Source organism: Amycolatopsis echigonensis (assembly GCF_002846615.1).
GTDB lineage: Bacteria > Actinomycetota > Actinomycetes > Mycobacteriales > Pseudonocardiaceae > Amycolatopsis > Amycolatopsis echigonensis.
On the sequence record NZ_PJMY01000003.1, the window covers coordinates 2,510,418 to 2,523,720 of the forward strand.

Annotated in this window: 12 protein-coding genes; 6 read left to right on the forward strand and 6 right to left on the reverse strand. The window is 67.6% G+C overall.

Translation table 11 applies throughout. The features are described from left to right. Positions 1–219: 219 nt before the first annotated feature. The 6 genes from ATK30_RS16650 to ATK30_RS16670 all read left to right on the forward strand — a co-directional run bounded on the left by ATK30_RS16650 (position 220) and on the right by ATK30_RS16670 (position 6,828). A complete protein-coding gene (locus ATK30_RS16650; protein WP_229858590.1) occupies positions 220–1,290 on the forward strand; it encodes an IS110 family RNA-guided transposase in 1,071 nt (356 codons plus the stop codon). Between the two features lie 83 nt (positions 1,291–1,373). After that, positions 1,374–2,912, forward strand: coding sequence for a hypothetical protein (locus ATK30_RS16655; protein ID WP_101436354.1), 1,539 nt, complete (start codon positions 1,374–1,376; stop codon positions 2,910–2,912). Positions 2,913–3,038: 126 nt separating this feature from the next. Continuing rightward, complete coding sequence (locus ATK30_RS16660; RefSeq protein ID WP_229858600.1) at positions 3,039–3,890, forward strand: site-specific integrase; 852 nt, start codon at positions 3,039–3,041, stop codon at positions 3,888–3,890. Beyond that, positions 3,829–4,125 (forward strand): tyrosine-type recombinase/integrase, encoded by a 297-nt coding sequence (locus tag ATK30_RS46865; protein ID WP_208637360.1) that lies wholly within the window; start codon positions 3,829–3,831, stop codon positions 4,123–4,125. The genes ATK30_RS16660 and ATK30_RS46865 overlap by 62 nt, the downstream gene beginning before the upstream one ends. Further along, positions 4,122–6,395: a tyrosine-type recombinase/integrase gene (locus ATK30_RS16665; RefSeq protein WP_101436355.1), complete on the forward strand. Its 2,274-nt coding sequence runs from the start codon at positions 4,122–4,124 to the stop codon at positions 6,393–6,395. The genes ATK30_RS46865 and ATK30_RS16665 overlap by 4 nt, the downstream gene beginning before the upstream one ends. After that, entirely contained in the window at positions 6,385–6,828 is a 444-nt protein-coding gene (locus ATK30_RS16670) for a DUF6262 family protein (protein ID WP_101436356.1), read from the forward strand. The genes ATK30_RS16665 and ATK30_RS16670 overlap by 11 nt, the downstream gene beginning before the upstream one ends. 747 nt (positions 6,829–7,575) lie before the next feature. Here the strand turns inward: ATK30_RS16670 and ATK30_RS16680 are convergent. From ATK30_RS16680 to fdxA, 6 genes are read right to left on the reverse strand one after another with little or no spacing between them, the layout of a single operon-like run. After that, on the reverse strand, positions 7,576–8,517 hold the full coding sequence (locus tag ATK30_RS16680) for an ATP-binding cassette domain-containing protein (RefSeq protein WP_101436357.1): 942 nt from the start codon (positions 8,515–8,517) through the stop codon (positions 7,576–7,578). Positions 8,518–8,571: 54 nt separating this feature from the next. Continuing rightward, positions 8,572–10,203 carry a long-chain fatty acid--CoA ligase gene (locus tag ATK30_RS16685; protein WP_101436358.1) on the reverse strand — a complete coding sequence of 544 codons (1,632 nt, stop codon included), beginning with the start codon at positions 10,201–10,203 and terminating at the stop codon, positions 8,572–8,574. A gap of 52 nt (positions 10,204–10,255) precedes the next feature. Then, positions 10,256–10,663: an SCP2 sterol-binding domain-containing protein gene (locus ATK30_RS16690; protein WP_101436359.1), complete on the reverse strand. Its 408-nt coding sequence runs from the start codon at positions 10,661–10,663 to the stop codon at positions 10,256–10,258. Between the two features lie 59 nt (positions 10,664–10,722). Beyond that, positions 10,723–12,222 (reverse strand): aldehyde dehydrogenase family protein, encoded by a 1,500-nt coding sequence (locus ATK30_RS16695; protein ID WP_101436360.1) that lies wholly within the window; start codon positions 12,220–12,222, stop codon positions 10,723–10,725. Between the two features lie 59 nt (positions 12,223–12,281). Beyond that, positions 12,282–12,908 (reverse strand): RNA polymerase sigma factor, encoded by a 627-nt coding sequence (locus ATK30_RS16700; protein WP_244194631.1) that lies wholly within the window; start codon positions 12,906–12,908, stop codon positions 12,282–12,284. A gap of 60 nt (positions 12,909–12,968) precedes the next feature. Beyond that, positions 12,969–13,283 carry a ferredoxin gene (gene fdxA, locus ATK30_RS16705; protein WP_101440880.1) on the reverse strand — a complete coding sequence of 105 codons (315 nt, stop codon included), beginning with the start codon at positions 13,281–13,283 and terminating at the stop codon, positions 12,969–12,971. Positions 13,284–13,303 lie beyond the last annotated feature (20 nt).

Sequence of the window (13,303 nt, forward strand, 5' to 3'; positions counted from 1 at the left end):
CTCGATCAAACCCTGACCTCGAATGGGAGTGTCTTCGCCCCGATCTGTCGGCCTTGCCGGGGCGTCTGCTTGGTACGCGCCGGAGGGCCGGGACGTGACTTGATAGGAGCTTGCGACCGCCCATCACTGGTTTGTCCGCCCAGCCGTCCGGCGCGTGCCGCCTTGCCCGGAACGTCCCGCAGGAAGGCGACAGGCCCCAGGATGGCACAACGCGGTCAGATGAAAAAGCCCAGCAAGCGCAGGATTGCCGGTGGGGTGGACACCCACGGCGACACCCATCACGCGGCGGTGGTGCTGCTCAACGGCGCGCGGGTGGCCGATGCGGAGTTCCCCGCCACCCAGCGGGGATACGACCAGCTGCTGAGCTGGCTGCGCTCACACGGCAGACTGCACGCGGTCGGCGTGGAGGGCACCAGTTCTTACGGGGCGGGCCTGGCGCGCCACCTGGCCAGCACGGACGTGACGGTTGTCGAGGTCAACCGGCCCGACCGCCGCCAGCGCCGCGCGAAGGGCAAGTCCGACCCGCTCGATGCCTACGCCGCCGCCGAGGCCGTGCTCGCCGGCCGGGCCACGGCCATTCCCAAGGCGGGCAGCGGAATCGTGGAGGCAATCCGCACCCTGCACACCACCCGCGCCGGCGCGGTTAAATCCCGTACGGCCGCGATGAACGAGCTACGGTCGCTGCTGGTGACCGCCCCAGCCGACCTGCGCGACCGGCTACGCGGCCTCGGCGCGGTCGGCCTGGTTGAGGCATGCCTGCGCTTGCGCCCGGCAGGCGACCCGGCCAGCCCGCAGGCAGCTGCCCGGGTGGCGCTACGCGCCTTGGCCCGCCGCCACCGCAACCTGACCACCGAGATCGCTGATCTGGATGCCCAGCTGCGGCCGCTGGTTGAACGGGCCTGTCCCCGGCTGATCGCCATCCACGGCGTGGGCTACGAGACCGCCGCCCAGCTCCTGATCACCGCCGGCGACAACCCCGACCGAATCGGATCCGAGGCCGCCTTCGCCGCTCTCTGCGGCACCGCCCCAATCCCCGCTTCCAGCGGCAAGACCCACCGCCACCGCCTGTCCCGCGGCGGCGACCGCCAAGCCAACCGCGCCCTGCACCTGATCGCCTGCACACGCTTGGCCACCTGCCCCAGAACCCGCGCCTACCGCGACCGCCGCGCCCAGCAACAACTATCCACAAAGGACATCCTTCGCTGCCTCAAACGCTACCTCGCCCGCGAGATCTACAAAGTCATCACCACACTGCACGCCCCCGACCACGAACTTCCAGCTACCGCTTGACAAACCATAGGAGCATCAGTGACCAAACGCGTTCAGTCTTCGCGGGAGCGACTGTCTGCGTCGAAGCGGGTCTGGCATTGCCGGTGAGAACCACGGGACCGGTTTTCGATGAGGACGTCTGGGATTTCACCGAGGTCATCGGTCTACGGGTGCAGATGACGCCGGCCCGCCGCCGGTTCGACTTCACCCTCATCGCCGACGCCCGCTGGCGGCTGGTTGCCAAGGAACTGGTCCTGGCCCTGCTTGCGCCTCGACACGAAGCCGTCGCGGTGCTGCCGCGCGCCCTGCGCACACCGCTGCACCCACAGACCTGCCACGGACGACTGGCCGAGCTGACCCGGTGGTTCACCTGGCTCGCCAAGTACGGCATCGTCAGCCTCGACGAGGTCGACGAGGACTGCTGCGCGGCATACCTGGCCCACCGCCGCTACGTTCGTGACGCGGACGGTGTCGTTGTCGGTGATCGCAGTCCCGCCGTCCGCCGAGCCGCTGCGCAGACGGTCGTCGACTTGCTCAACTATCGGGAGCTGTTCACCACTGATCGGGTCCGGGCGGACCTGCGGCCTTGGTCGGGCGCTTCTCCATCGGCCGTCGCCGAGATGCGATCCGGCCGGGACGGCAACACCACCCCGCCACTGGACGATCGAGTGCTGCAACCTCTGCTGGCCGCAGCGCTCTACCTGGTGACCGTGATCGGCCCGCGCACGGCCGAACTCACCGCTCAGATGCGCGAGCAACGCCAGTGGAAGCGTCGCCGAGACCCCGCCCATGACCTCCGCAAACAACCCCCAGAATCTCGAAAGGGATTCGCCCGCGTCCTCAGCGAATACCGGCAGGCCCGTCGACCGTTGCCGTTGCTTCCCGACCATATCGTCGCCGAGCGCGTGGACGCGGGCTGGTCCGTCAACGACCCGCTGACCCCGCTCGCGCTCGACAATTTGGCCAGGCAAGCCGGCTACGTCGTCTTCAACCCGAGCTGGACGCGCACGCTGCGCGATGTGATCGAGTCGACGCTCGACGTCGTCGGGGCAGAGAAACCCTTGGGACGCAACGCCACACACGTTCCTCTCGCCAACAACGACAACGAGACGGTCCCCTGGACTCTTCCCTTGCATGACGCCGAGGCACGCACGTTACTGGGTGCAGTCCGCACCGCGGCAATCATCACGATCACCCTGACCAGCGGGATGCGCTCGAGCGAGCTGATGGAGCTGCGGGCCGGCTGCCGCCAGCCCCCGCAAGAACACGCACCGGGGCTGGTGCGCTACCGGCTGGCCAGCCGCGTCGTCAAGGGCAAGCCGCTGGGCGGCGTCGAGGACGAGTGGGTCGTCGTCGAACCGGCCTACCTGGCCGCCGGCCTGGCCGAGCAACTCCTGGACGATCCCCAGTCCGGCGCCCTGTTGTTCGGACGGTTCGCCTTCGACGTCCGCTATCGATGGTTCCGCAACTGGGTGAATGGTCCCACTGGTCGCCGACTCGGACTGGCTTCCATCCCCGAGGACAACGTCACCATGCGCGCCATGCGCCGAACCCTGGCCCTTGAACTGGCCTACCGCCCCGGAGGGCTGCTGGCCGCGAAGGTCCAGCTGAAGCACATTTCCGTTGTTATCTTGAGCTGCTGAACGTGTGTCTTCCATGTGCGCCACGGGTTCGTGGGGCGGCGTGATCGACCTGGTGGACGTGGTTATCTCCGGCTCGTCTATCACGTTGATCACGTTGGAGGAGTTGTGCACGTTCAGCGCGTGGCGATGCCCGCGTCCCGGGTTCCATCCTGGACCGTCCTGAACGAGGACGGTATCCAGGTCGAGCCGATCGAGCGGTATCTGACCTACCTGACCGACATCGAGCGATCCCCGAACACCGTCAAGGCGTACGCCCATGATTTGAAGGACTACTGGGTCTTTCTGTGGCAGCGCGGGTTGGACTGGCGGGAGACCCGGTTGGAAGACATCGGTGAATACGTCGCGTGGCTGCGGCTGCCGCCGGCCGGCCGCGACGGCCACGTGGCCGTGTTGCCGTCGGTCCAGCCGCACGTGACGGCGTCCACGGTCAACCGGAAGCTCTCGGCGCTGGCGGCGTTCTACACCTACCAAGCGCGCAACGGCGTGGACGTCGGCGAGCTGCTGACCACCTGGCAGCTACCGGGCCGCCGGGGCGGGTGGAAGCCGTTCCTGCACCACATCAGCAAGGGCAAACCCCAGCCTCGGCGGGCGATCTCGCTGCGGGCCGAGAAGAAGCTCCCTCGCGTCCTGACAGTGGCGGAGATGCAGTCCATCATGGACGCCTGCGGTCGACTGCGGGATCGCTTCCTGCTTGCGTTGTTGTGGGACAGCGGCGTTCGCGTCGGCGAAGCGTTGGGGCTTCGGCACGCCGACATCGCCGCGGCTGAACGCGAGGTGACGATCGTGCCGCGGATCAACGACAACGGCGCGCGGTCGAAGTCGCGCGAGCAGCGCACCATCCCGGTGTCGGCGGAACTGATCCGGTTGTGGGGCGACTATCTGCACTGCGCAGTATGGCGATCTGGACTCGGACTACGTGTTCATCAACTTGTGGGCCCAGCCCCTGGGGCACCCATGGTCCTACCCGGCAGTCTATGACCTGGTGCGACGACTACGGCGGCGAACGGGGATCGCGTTCGACCCGCATTGGTGCCGGCATTCGGCGGCGACCAGGATGTTGCGCGACGGAGTCCCGATCGAGGTCGTGTCCAAACTCCTCGGTCATTCCTCTGTGACCACCACGCTTTCCGTCTATGGGCACCTCACGGCCGAGGACGCCCGGCGGGAGTTGGAGAAGGCCGGCTGGTTCACGGGGCGCGAGGTGAGCTGGTGACCACGTCCAAGGTGACGCCCGTCGGCGCGGTGCGTCCAGGCCTGCTGGAGAAGCTGGTCGCCGCGGTCCGACCGGAGTTCAGAGCAGAGATTCTGGCGTTCGGCCCGGACGATCCTGTCTTGGGTGGAAAGCCTTGCCGGGTAACGGGATGCGGGCGCACGGGTCGTATCCGAGGGTTGTGCTTCGGCCATGACAGCCGTTGGCGGCGCGAAGGAAAGCCAGACCTGGGCCACTTCATCGCCACTACCGACCCGAGGATGAAGGGTCACCAGCCCTTGGCGTCGTGCCGGATTCCGGGCTGCCTCAGGGGACGGAAGGAACGGGGGCTGTGCACGCGCCACCACTACGCCTGGCAGCGGTCGGGCCAGTCCGACCTCAACCAGTGGGTGGCCGCGCTGCCGCCGGTAGTGGAGCCCGATCCGCCGGCGACATGCCGGATCGCCTACTGCGACCTATGGGTCCATGCGGACTTGCCGTTCTGCCTGACGCACGGCATCCGCTGGAAAGAACAAGGCCGGCCGGACATCGACGACTACGCCCGCGGCTACGAGAACGACTCCACACCCGGCCACGAGCGCATCGACCTGCGCGAACTGGACGCGCATCTGCGACTGGAGACGCAGTACGCCTTGCAGTGCCGGCACGACGATGCAGCGATCCGGATCGCGCCGAGCGCGGTGCAGGTCGTGGTCAACTTCCTCGCCGCCACCGAGGTTTCCTCGCTGCTGGACCACGACGAACACGCTTGGCTACAGGCGTGGAAGCAACGATTCCCCAAGCGAGCACGGTTCTCCAACGGCGACTCCGGTCGCGCGCTGCTCATCTATGCGCGCCGCAAGGTCGAGGAGTCGCATCTCGGCCGAGGCTGGGACGTCGAGTACCGCCGTGACGCCTGGCGGCTGCGCAACCTAGGGGTCGAGGAGGGGCCCGCGACGGTGCGGTTCGACCAGATCAGCCAGACCTGGCTCAAAGAACTGGCCAAGCGGTGGATCCGGTGGCGGCTGAGCAGCGGCCTCGGCACCGGATCGGCCACCAAGGCCGCGCTCGCGCTCACCAGCTTCAGCCGGTTCCTGACCTCGCCCGCCGTCGGTGTCGACCGGCTCGCCCAGGTCGACCGGCCCCTGCTGGAACGCTACCTGGCCGACCTGCACACCGAGCTGGCCGGCAAGAAGATCCACGGCGAACGCATCAGCCAGCTGCACCTGTTCCTGCAAGCCATCCGCCGGCACGGGTGGGATGAATCGCTGCCCGCGAATGCGACGCTCCACAGCGAGGACTTCCCCAAGAAGGGGCAGTTGCTTCCCCGGGCGCTGGCCGAACACGTCATGACGCAACTGGAAGATCCCCACAACCTCAATCAGTGGAACGACCCCGACCGTCGGCTGATCACCCTCATCCTCATCCGCTGCGGGCTCCGGCTTGGTGACACCCTGCGCCTGGCCGTCGACTGCGTCGTCCACGACGCCGACAACGCCCCCTACCTGCGCTACGTCAACCACAAAATGAAACGCGAGGCCCTCGTGCCCATCGATGAGGAACTCGAAGCCCAGATCATCAAGCAGCGACGAAAAGTCAGCGACTGCTGGCCGAACCGGATCCCAGTGCTCTTTCCCCGCTCCAGAGCCAACCCCGACGGCAGCAAGCGCGCCAGCCACTCCGGCTACCAGCACGCGCTGGCCGAATGGCTGCGCCGCTGCGACATCCGCGACGCCCACGGCAACCCTGTCCATGTCACCCCGCACCAATACCGACACTCACTCGGAACCCGGTTGATCAACCTCGACGTCCCTCAAGAAGTCGTCCGACGCATACTCGATCACGATTCTCATGCCATGACGGCCCACTACGCCCGGCTGGCCGACACCACAATCCGCCGGCACTGGGAAAAGGCTCGCAAGGTCAACGCGACCGGCCAAACCGTCACCCTCGCCCCGGACGGCCCGATGGCCGAGGCGGCCTGGGCCAAGCAACGCATCGGCCGCGCCACCCAGGCCCTGCCCAACGGCTACTGCTCGTTGCCGCTGGTCAAGACCTGCCCGCATGCCAATGCTTGTTTGACATGCCCGATGTTCGTCACGACCGCCGAGTTCCTGCCCCAGCACCGGCACCACCATCAAGAAGTCCTTCAGATCATCTCCGCGGCCGAGGCCCGCGGCCACACCCGGCAGGCGGAGATGAACCGGCAGGTCGCCGACAACTTGGAGAAGATCATCACCACGCTTGAGGTCGACGATCCCGGCCAGCAAGAGGCGGCCGCCGATGCGTCCTGACAACACTAAGCCGATCATCGCCGCCGCCCGGCGGCGCCACGAGTTGACACGGGCCAAAGCGATCCAAGCACTACGCGAACTCGACCATGCCGGCACGCCGGTCACCTTCCACACTGTCGCCACTGCGGCTGCAGTCTCCCGGTCCTGGCTCTACGCCCAGCCCGACATCCGGGCCGAGATCGAGCGCCTCCGCGAGGCCACGGGACGCACGCCCACGCCGCCGATCCCGGCCAGCGAACGCACGACCGAGTCCTCGGCCCTGGCCAGGCTCGATGCTGCACTCAAACGAAACCGTGAACTCGCAGAGGAAAACCAGCGCCTGCGGCGCCAACTGGCCCACGCCCTCGGCCAGCTTCGTCATACACCCGACGCCAGCGACCCGACTGCTCCCGGCAAACGACGTCGCTCTTCGGTAACGATCGGGCCCTGCTGACAGGGATCCCACTACCAGCGGCGGCCGCGTCGGCGACACCGTTCACGACGTGGCCGCCCAGGTCACAGCCGGGATCAAATCGAAAGCTCAAGATAACCGTTGCTACGCCGTAGTCCTTCGCCGTGACCTCCCAGCCCAGGCATTCGATACCCGACCAGAAGTTCCCCACCCGAAATGAGGGGCGGGTGCGCACCGCGAACCAGCCCAGATCCACCGGGTTCGAGCTGGCGGCCCATGAAGAGGCGTAACAACACCGGTTTCTCGCGTATACCTTCCCGTCTCGCTCACCGCGCCCGGCCCATCCGGCAGTGCTGGACCGACGCGACTTCGTCGAGGCTGCTCCCACCCTCCCCGGCGACCCCCGGTTCAGGCTGCCTCCAGCTGCACCAGGCCGCTACGACGACCCAGCGATGGACGGTCTTCCACCTCCATCCGACACATCAGCGCCTCGTGGCGCACCGGACTTTGTGCCAGAGCCGGAATCCGGTCCGGACGAGCCCGTCCGCCTGGGCAAGGCCCGCGTCCAACACGTCTCGTTCGCCGCCTTGGCCAGGACGACCAGCCGTTTGACCAGGCCCCGTGCCTGGGTCAACCAGATCCGGTTGCTGTCCAGCACGACCTGCGAGTCGTCGATCAGTGCCTGGTAGCGGTGGTTGAGATCGCCGTGGTCGTCAACGATCCGGATCGCATGGGCCAAGGCCGCAAGCTTTGCCGTGCGGACGCTTTGCAGGTACGGATCATCCATCGTCACGGCCCGCCGAAGACGGTGCCCGCGCTGGACCAGAACACGAAGACGATTACCAGCAGCAGGAGCGCGACGACCCACCACACCGGCAGGTCGGGATCGATCGCGAAGAACCGCCTCGCCGGCTCGCCGCCTCGCAAGCCGCCTTCGACGACGTCCCTGCACAGCGGCCCGGCGAGGTCCGTCCGGAAGAACCGCCTGGCGAACTCTTCGCCGGTCCGCACGCCGCGCAGGAGGACGTCCGGCGGCCCGTGGGAGACGATCTTGCCGTTCCACAGGACGGCGACCTCGTGTGCCACTTCCCGTGCGAAGTCCAGGTCGTTCGCCGTGATCAGTACCGTGGCCCGCGCCTTCTCGTTGACCGACTTGATCGCCCTGACGATGGCACCCGTGTAGCGGGAATCGAGCGCGGTGTCGACGTCGTCGAGGACGATCAGCGGCATGCCGGACACCAACGCCTGCGCGAGGAGCACCCTGCGCCTCGCGTGCGCGGGGATCTCCTCGGGGAAGGAACGCGCGAAGGCCTCCAGGCCGAATTCCCGCATCAACGGCGCGGTGGTCGCGTGCACCTCATCGTCCGTCGCACCGGCACGACGCAGGACACAAGCGACGTTCTCGTAGACGTTCATCGAGGAGAACAGCCAGCTGTCGAACGGGTGTGAGCCGCCGACCACGGCCGCGATCCCGCCACGAGCACTGACGAGCTCGGCCGAGGTCAGCGACCAGACGTCACGTCCGTCCAGCCGGACGCTGCCGCCCGTCGGCGGCAGCAGGCCCACGAGGTGCCGCAGGAGAGTCGTCTTGCCGCACCCCGACTGTCCGAGGATCACCGTGACCTGCCCGTCCGGCACCGACAGCCGAAGCCGGTGCAGCACCGGTTCGTCGCCGAGAACCGTCGTCACGCCGTCGAATTCGATCTTCAAGGCGCTGGGGGCACTCTCCATGCGCTCACCTCCTCCTCACAGTCGGCTACACCGCGAACTTCACGGCGCGGAAGGTCATTCGAGGGTCTCCACCTTCAACCGGCCGTCCGCGTAGTCCCCGCGCAGCACCTTCTTGTCGAACTTCCCGACGCTGGTGCGCGGGATCTCCTCGACGAAGGTCCACCGCTCGGGCAGCCACCACCGAGGCAGCTTGTCCGACAACCAGGATCGGAGTTCCCCCGGCGAGACGATCGCTCCCTCACGAAGGACGACGGCCGCCAGCGGACGTTCCTGCCAACGCTCGTCCGGTGCTGCGATGACCGCCGCTTCGAACACGTCGGGGTGCCCCGCCAGGGCCGACTCGAGCTCGACCGACGAGATCCACTCGCCGCCGGACTTGATGACGTCCTTCATCCGGTCGGTCAGCGTCAGGAAGCCCTCGGCGCTGATGTGCCCGACGTCGCCCGTGCGCAGCCATCCGTCGTGGAAGCGCGCGTCATCGTCGACCTGGTAGTACGAGCCGGTCACCCACGGTCCCCGCACCTCCAGCTCGCCGACGGCCTGCCCGTCCCGCGGCTGAGGCGTGCCGTCGTCGCCGACGATCCGCATCTCGACACCACAGACCGGGCGTCCCTGCGTCGCCCGCATCCGCCACGCATCGGCTGGGCCGGCGGTGACCGCCGGGCGAGCCACCGACGCCATCGGGGAGGTCTCGGTCATGCCCCACGCCTGCAGGATGGTGACGCCGAGCCGGTTCTCGAACGCCTCCATGAGAGAGCGCGGCACGGCGGACCCGCCGCAGACGACCAGCCTCAACGACGAGAAATCCAGACCGGCGTCCTTCTCCGTGTCCAGGAGCACGTCGTTCCAGATCGTCGGGACCGCGCCGGCCACGGTGGGCCGTTCCGTGTGGACCATCCTGGCCAGCGGGGCCGCCTGCATGAACCGGTCCGGCATCAGCAGTTCCGCCCCGGCCATCAAGGCCGCGTACGGCAGGCCCCACGCGTTGGCGTGGAACATCGGCACGATCGGCAGGATCCGGTCTTGCTCGGCGATGCCCAGTCCGTTGCCCGTGCAGGCGGCCATCGAGTGCAGGTACAGCGAACGGTGGCTGTACACCACACCCTTCGGGTCGCCCGTCGTGCCGCTGGTGTAGCACATCGCGGCCCCGGCGTCCTCGTCCGCGTCGGTCCACGCGAACTCCGGTGACTCCGCGCCGAGGACGTCTTCGTAGCGGAGCACCGCCTTGCCGCTGCCCTCCAGCGGTGCCAGGTCACCGTCGTCGCCGGTGACCAGCACGACCTTGACCGTATCGAGCCCGGGCAGGACGCGGGCCAGCAGCGGCACGAGCGACGAGTCGACGATGACGGCCTTGTCCTCGGCGTGCCCGGCGATGAAGCGGATCTGCTCGGCGGACAACCGGATGTTGAGCGTGTGCAGCACCGCGCCCATGGCAGGCACCGCGGCGTACGCCTCCAGGTGCTCCTGGTTGTTCCACTGGAACGTGGCCACCCGGTCGTCGCCGGCGATCCCGAGGCGGCGCAACGCGTTGGCGAGCTGACCGCACCGCCGACCCACCTGCTCGTAGGTCGACCGGCGGAACCCGTCACCCGTCGCGGTGATCACCCGCCGGTCGCCGTGGACCTCCACGCCGTGCCGCAGGATCGACGCGACCGTGAGCGGTGTGCCCTGCATGGTGCTGCGCATTACTCGACCTCCGTCACGCCGACGACGTCGTCATCGGAACTCTGTCTGCCGCTCACGCCTTCAGCAGGTCGTCACGGCCGTCACGCTCGAGCAACGACTCGTAGGCGGGAAACAGCGACTTCGCCGCCGGCACGAGCTTCAGGATCTTCGAGACCGGACCCTTCGCTCGGACCTGCCCCTTGGCCATCGCGACGGACAAGTTCACCTTGCCCAGCCAGAACCGGTTGCCGGTGTCGGCCGTCATGAACAGCTCGACGTGCGGCGTCAGGTCGCTCGCGCCCGTGTGCACCTCACCGGAGGGGAAGTCGACCGTCAGGACCGAGTCGGGGTCGGTGTAGGTGATCTGGAGGACGACGCCGGAGCCCTTCAGCTTCGGGCCCACCTCCGGGTCGGCCAGACCGCTCTCGAAGACACCGCCGATGTACTTGTAGACCTCGGAGTCATCCTTGAACGCACCCATTTTGCACTCCTCACTGAGTTTTTTTCGGAAAACTGTGGAATGTGGACGGACGGCGGGGTTCAGTCCATCCCGATCCAGACCGACTTCATCTGCGTGTACCCCAGCAGCGACTCCTCGCCGAGGTCACGGCCGTAGCCCGAGGACTTGTAGCCGCCGAAGGGAGCCGCCGGGTCGATCATGTTGTACATGTTGACCCAGACCGTGCCCGCTTCCAGTTCACGCGCGACGCGGTGGGCTCGCTTCAGGTCGTTGGTCCACACGCCCGCGGCGAGTCCGTAGACGCTGGAGTTGGCGCGGCGCACCGCCTCGTCCTCGTCGTCGAACTTCAGGACCGAGAGCACCGGGCCGAAGATCTCGTCGGTGGCGATGGACATCTCGTCCCGCACGTCGGTGAAGATCGCCGGCTCGAGGAAGTGTCCACCGGACAGCGCGCCTCCGGGCCGTTCGCCGCCGCACACCAGTGTCGCGCCGTCGCGAACACCCGCGCCGACAAAGCCTTCCACCCGGTCCAGCTGCCGCGCCGAGATCAACGGACCCATCTGGGTGTCGTCGTCCAGGCCGTGGCCCAGCTGGATTCCCCGGGCCTCCGCGGCGAGGGCGGCCACGACCTCGTCGTGGATGTCGCGGTGCACGAACAACCTCGAGCCCGCACAGCACACCTGACCCTGGTTCAGGAAGATGGCGTTGAAGGCACCCTGCACCGCCGCCTCGACGTCGGCGTCCGGGAAGACGATGTTCGCGGACTTCCCGCCCAGCTCGAGCGTGAGCTTCTTCAAGCTCCCGGCGCTGGCGGTCACGATCCGCCGCCCGGTCTCGGTCGACCCGGTGAACGAGATCTTCGCGACGCCCGGGTGGTCGATGAGGGCCTGGCCGGCTTCCGGTCCCAGACCCGTCACCAAGTTCAGCACGCCCGGGGGCAGCCCCGCTTCGAGTGCGACCTCGGTCAGCCGCAGTGCGCTCAACGACGTGAACTCGGAAGGCTTGAGCACCGCGGTGTTCCCCGCGGCGAGCGCCGGTGCCACCTTCCACGACGCGATCATCAACGGGAAGTTCCACGGCACGATCGCGCCGACCACGCCGAGCGGCTCGCGCTGGGTGTAGACCAGGGCTTCGCCCACCGCGGGCGACACCGGCAGTGTCTGGCCGCCGAGCTTCGTGGTCCACCCGCCGAAGTACCGCCAGATCTGCGCGGAGAGGCTGACGTCGAGGTAGGTCGACTCGGTGAGCGGCTTCCCGTTGTCCAGCGTCTCGAGGGTGGCCAGTTCCTCGGCGTACTCGTCGATCGCGTCGGCGACATCGAGCAGCACGCGGCCGCGCGCAGCCGGGCTGAGGCGCCGCCAACCGGCGAAGGCCTTGTGCGCGGCCTCGACGGCACGGTCCACGTCCGTCTTGCCGCCGGCCGCGATGTTCGCCAGCAGCGCACCCGTGGCGGGGTCCGTGGTCGGGATCTCGCCCCCTCCGGCCGCCGTCGTCTTCTCGGCACCGATGACGATGCTCGCGGCCGCGTTCTCCAGGAAGGGACGCACCGCCGGCGGAATCTCGACTGACACCATCGTCATCAGCGAACGCCTTTCTGACTGGGTTCTGCACGAAGCAACTTCTGTCTCCACTTCAGGTCTCAATCCACCGCGACCGGGTCGACCAGCTCTGCCAGCCGCCGGACGGCGCGGTGCTGCAGTGCGCGCACGGCGCTGCTCTTCCGCTGCATGACCTGCGCCGTTTCCGACACGGACAGACCGTCGAAGAACCGCAGCCGCAGGCAGATCCGCTGGTCCTCACTCAACTCGAACATCTGCCGGGCGATTTCGTCCCGGCAGGGCTGCGAGAAGACGCTGAACTCCGGAATCACGACGGCCTGCTCCTGCTCGGAAAACTCCGAGACCATCACCTCGTGCCGGAAGCGTCCCGACTTCACGTGGTCGAGGATGAGGTTCCTGGCGATCGTCAGCAGCCAAGCCCGGACGCTGGACCCGAAGTACCGCACCGTGCCGATGCTGCGAAGCGCACGGAGGAACGTTTCGCTGGTGACGTCTTCGGCAGCGTGTTCGTCGCGCAGCCGTCCTCGCGCGAAGCGGTACACGTCCACCGAGTAGCGGCTGTACAGCAGGCCGAACGCCCGGTGATCACCCTCTTGCGAGGCACGGACCAAAGACCATGGATCCGTCTCGGAACGCGCGAAGGAGGCCTGGCCGTGCCCTCTGGGCTCGTCCACACGTTCGCAGTCAATCGTCGCCATTGACGTCATCCGGAACTCCTTTGTGACCCGCTCGCCGCCGATACCGGTCCGAAGCGCGCAGTGTCGCGGCTAGTTCTTTTCGAAGTTCTTCACGTACTCCGTGTCCTCGATCGGGGGGTCGACCTTGGTGGACCCGCCCGGGCTGCCGAGTACGTCGAACGCCGACTTCGCCGATTCCTGGAACGGCCGCCAGCGGTCGTCGACGTGCTGGGCCGGCTTGATGGCCTCGACCGGGCAGACCGGTTCGCACGCCGCGCAGTCGATGCACTCGGAGGGGTGAATGTAGAGCATGCGCTCGCCCTCGTAGATGCAGTCGACCGGGCATTCCTCGATGCAGGTCATGTCTTTCACGTCCACGCACGGTTCTCCGATGACGAAAGCCATCAGTTCCACCTCCTCGGGGT

Coding starts and splice junctions, on each gene's coding strand:
- ATK30_RS16680 (WP_101436357.1), bottom strand. CDS start 8,517: ATGGAGAGTGCCCCCAGCGCCTTGAAGATCGAATTCGACGGCGTGACG.
- ATK30_RS16660 (WP_229858600.1), top strand. CDS start 3,039: ATGCCCGCGTCCCGGGTTCCATCCTGGACCGTCCTGAACGAGGACGGT.
- ATK30_RS16670 (WP_101436356.1), top strand. CDS start 6,385: ATGCGTCCTGACAACACTAAGCCGATCATCGCCGCCGCCCGGCGGCGC.
- ATK30_RS16695 (WP_101436360.1), bottom strand. CDS start 12,222: ATGACGATGGTGTCAGTCGAGATTCCGCCGGCGGTGCGTCCCTTCCTG.
- ATK30_RS16650 (WP_229858590.1), top strand. CDS start 220: ATGAAAAAGCCCAGCAAGCGCAGGATTGCCGGTGGGGTGGACACCCAC.
- fdxA (WP_101440880.1), bottom strand. CDS start 13,283: ATGGCTTTCGTCATCGGAGAACCGTGCGTGGACGTGAAAGACATGACC.
- ATK30_RS16690 (WP_101436359.1), bottom strand. CDS start 10,663: ATGGGTGCGTTCAAGGATGACTCCGAGGTCTACAAGTACATCGGCGGT.
- ATK30_RS16700 (WP_244194631.1), bottom strand. CDS start 12,908: ATGACGTCAATGGCGACGATTGACTGCGAACGTGTGGACGAGCCCAGA.
- ATK30_RS16685 (WP_101436358.1), bottom strand. CDS start 10,203: ATGCGCAGCACCATGCAGGGCACACCGCTCACGGTCGCGTCGATCCTG.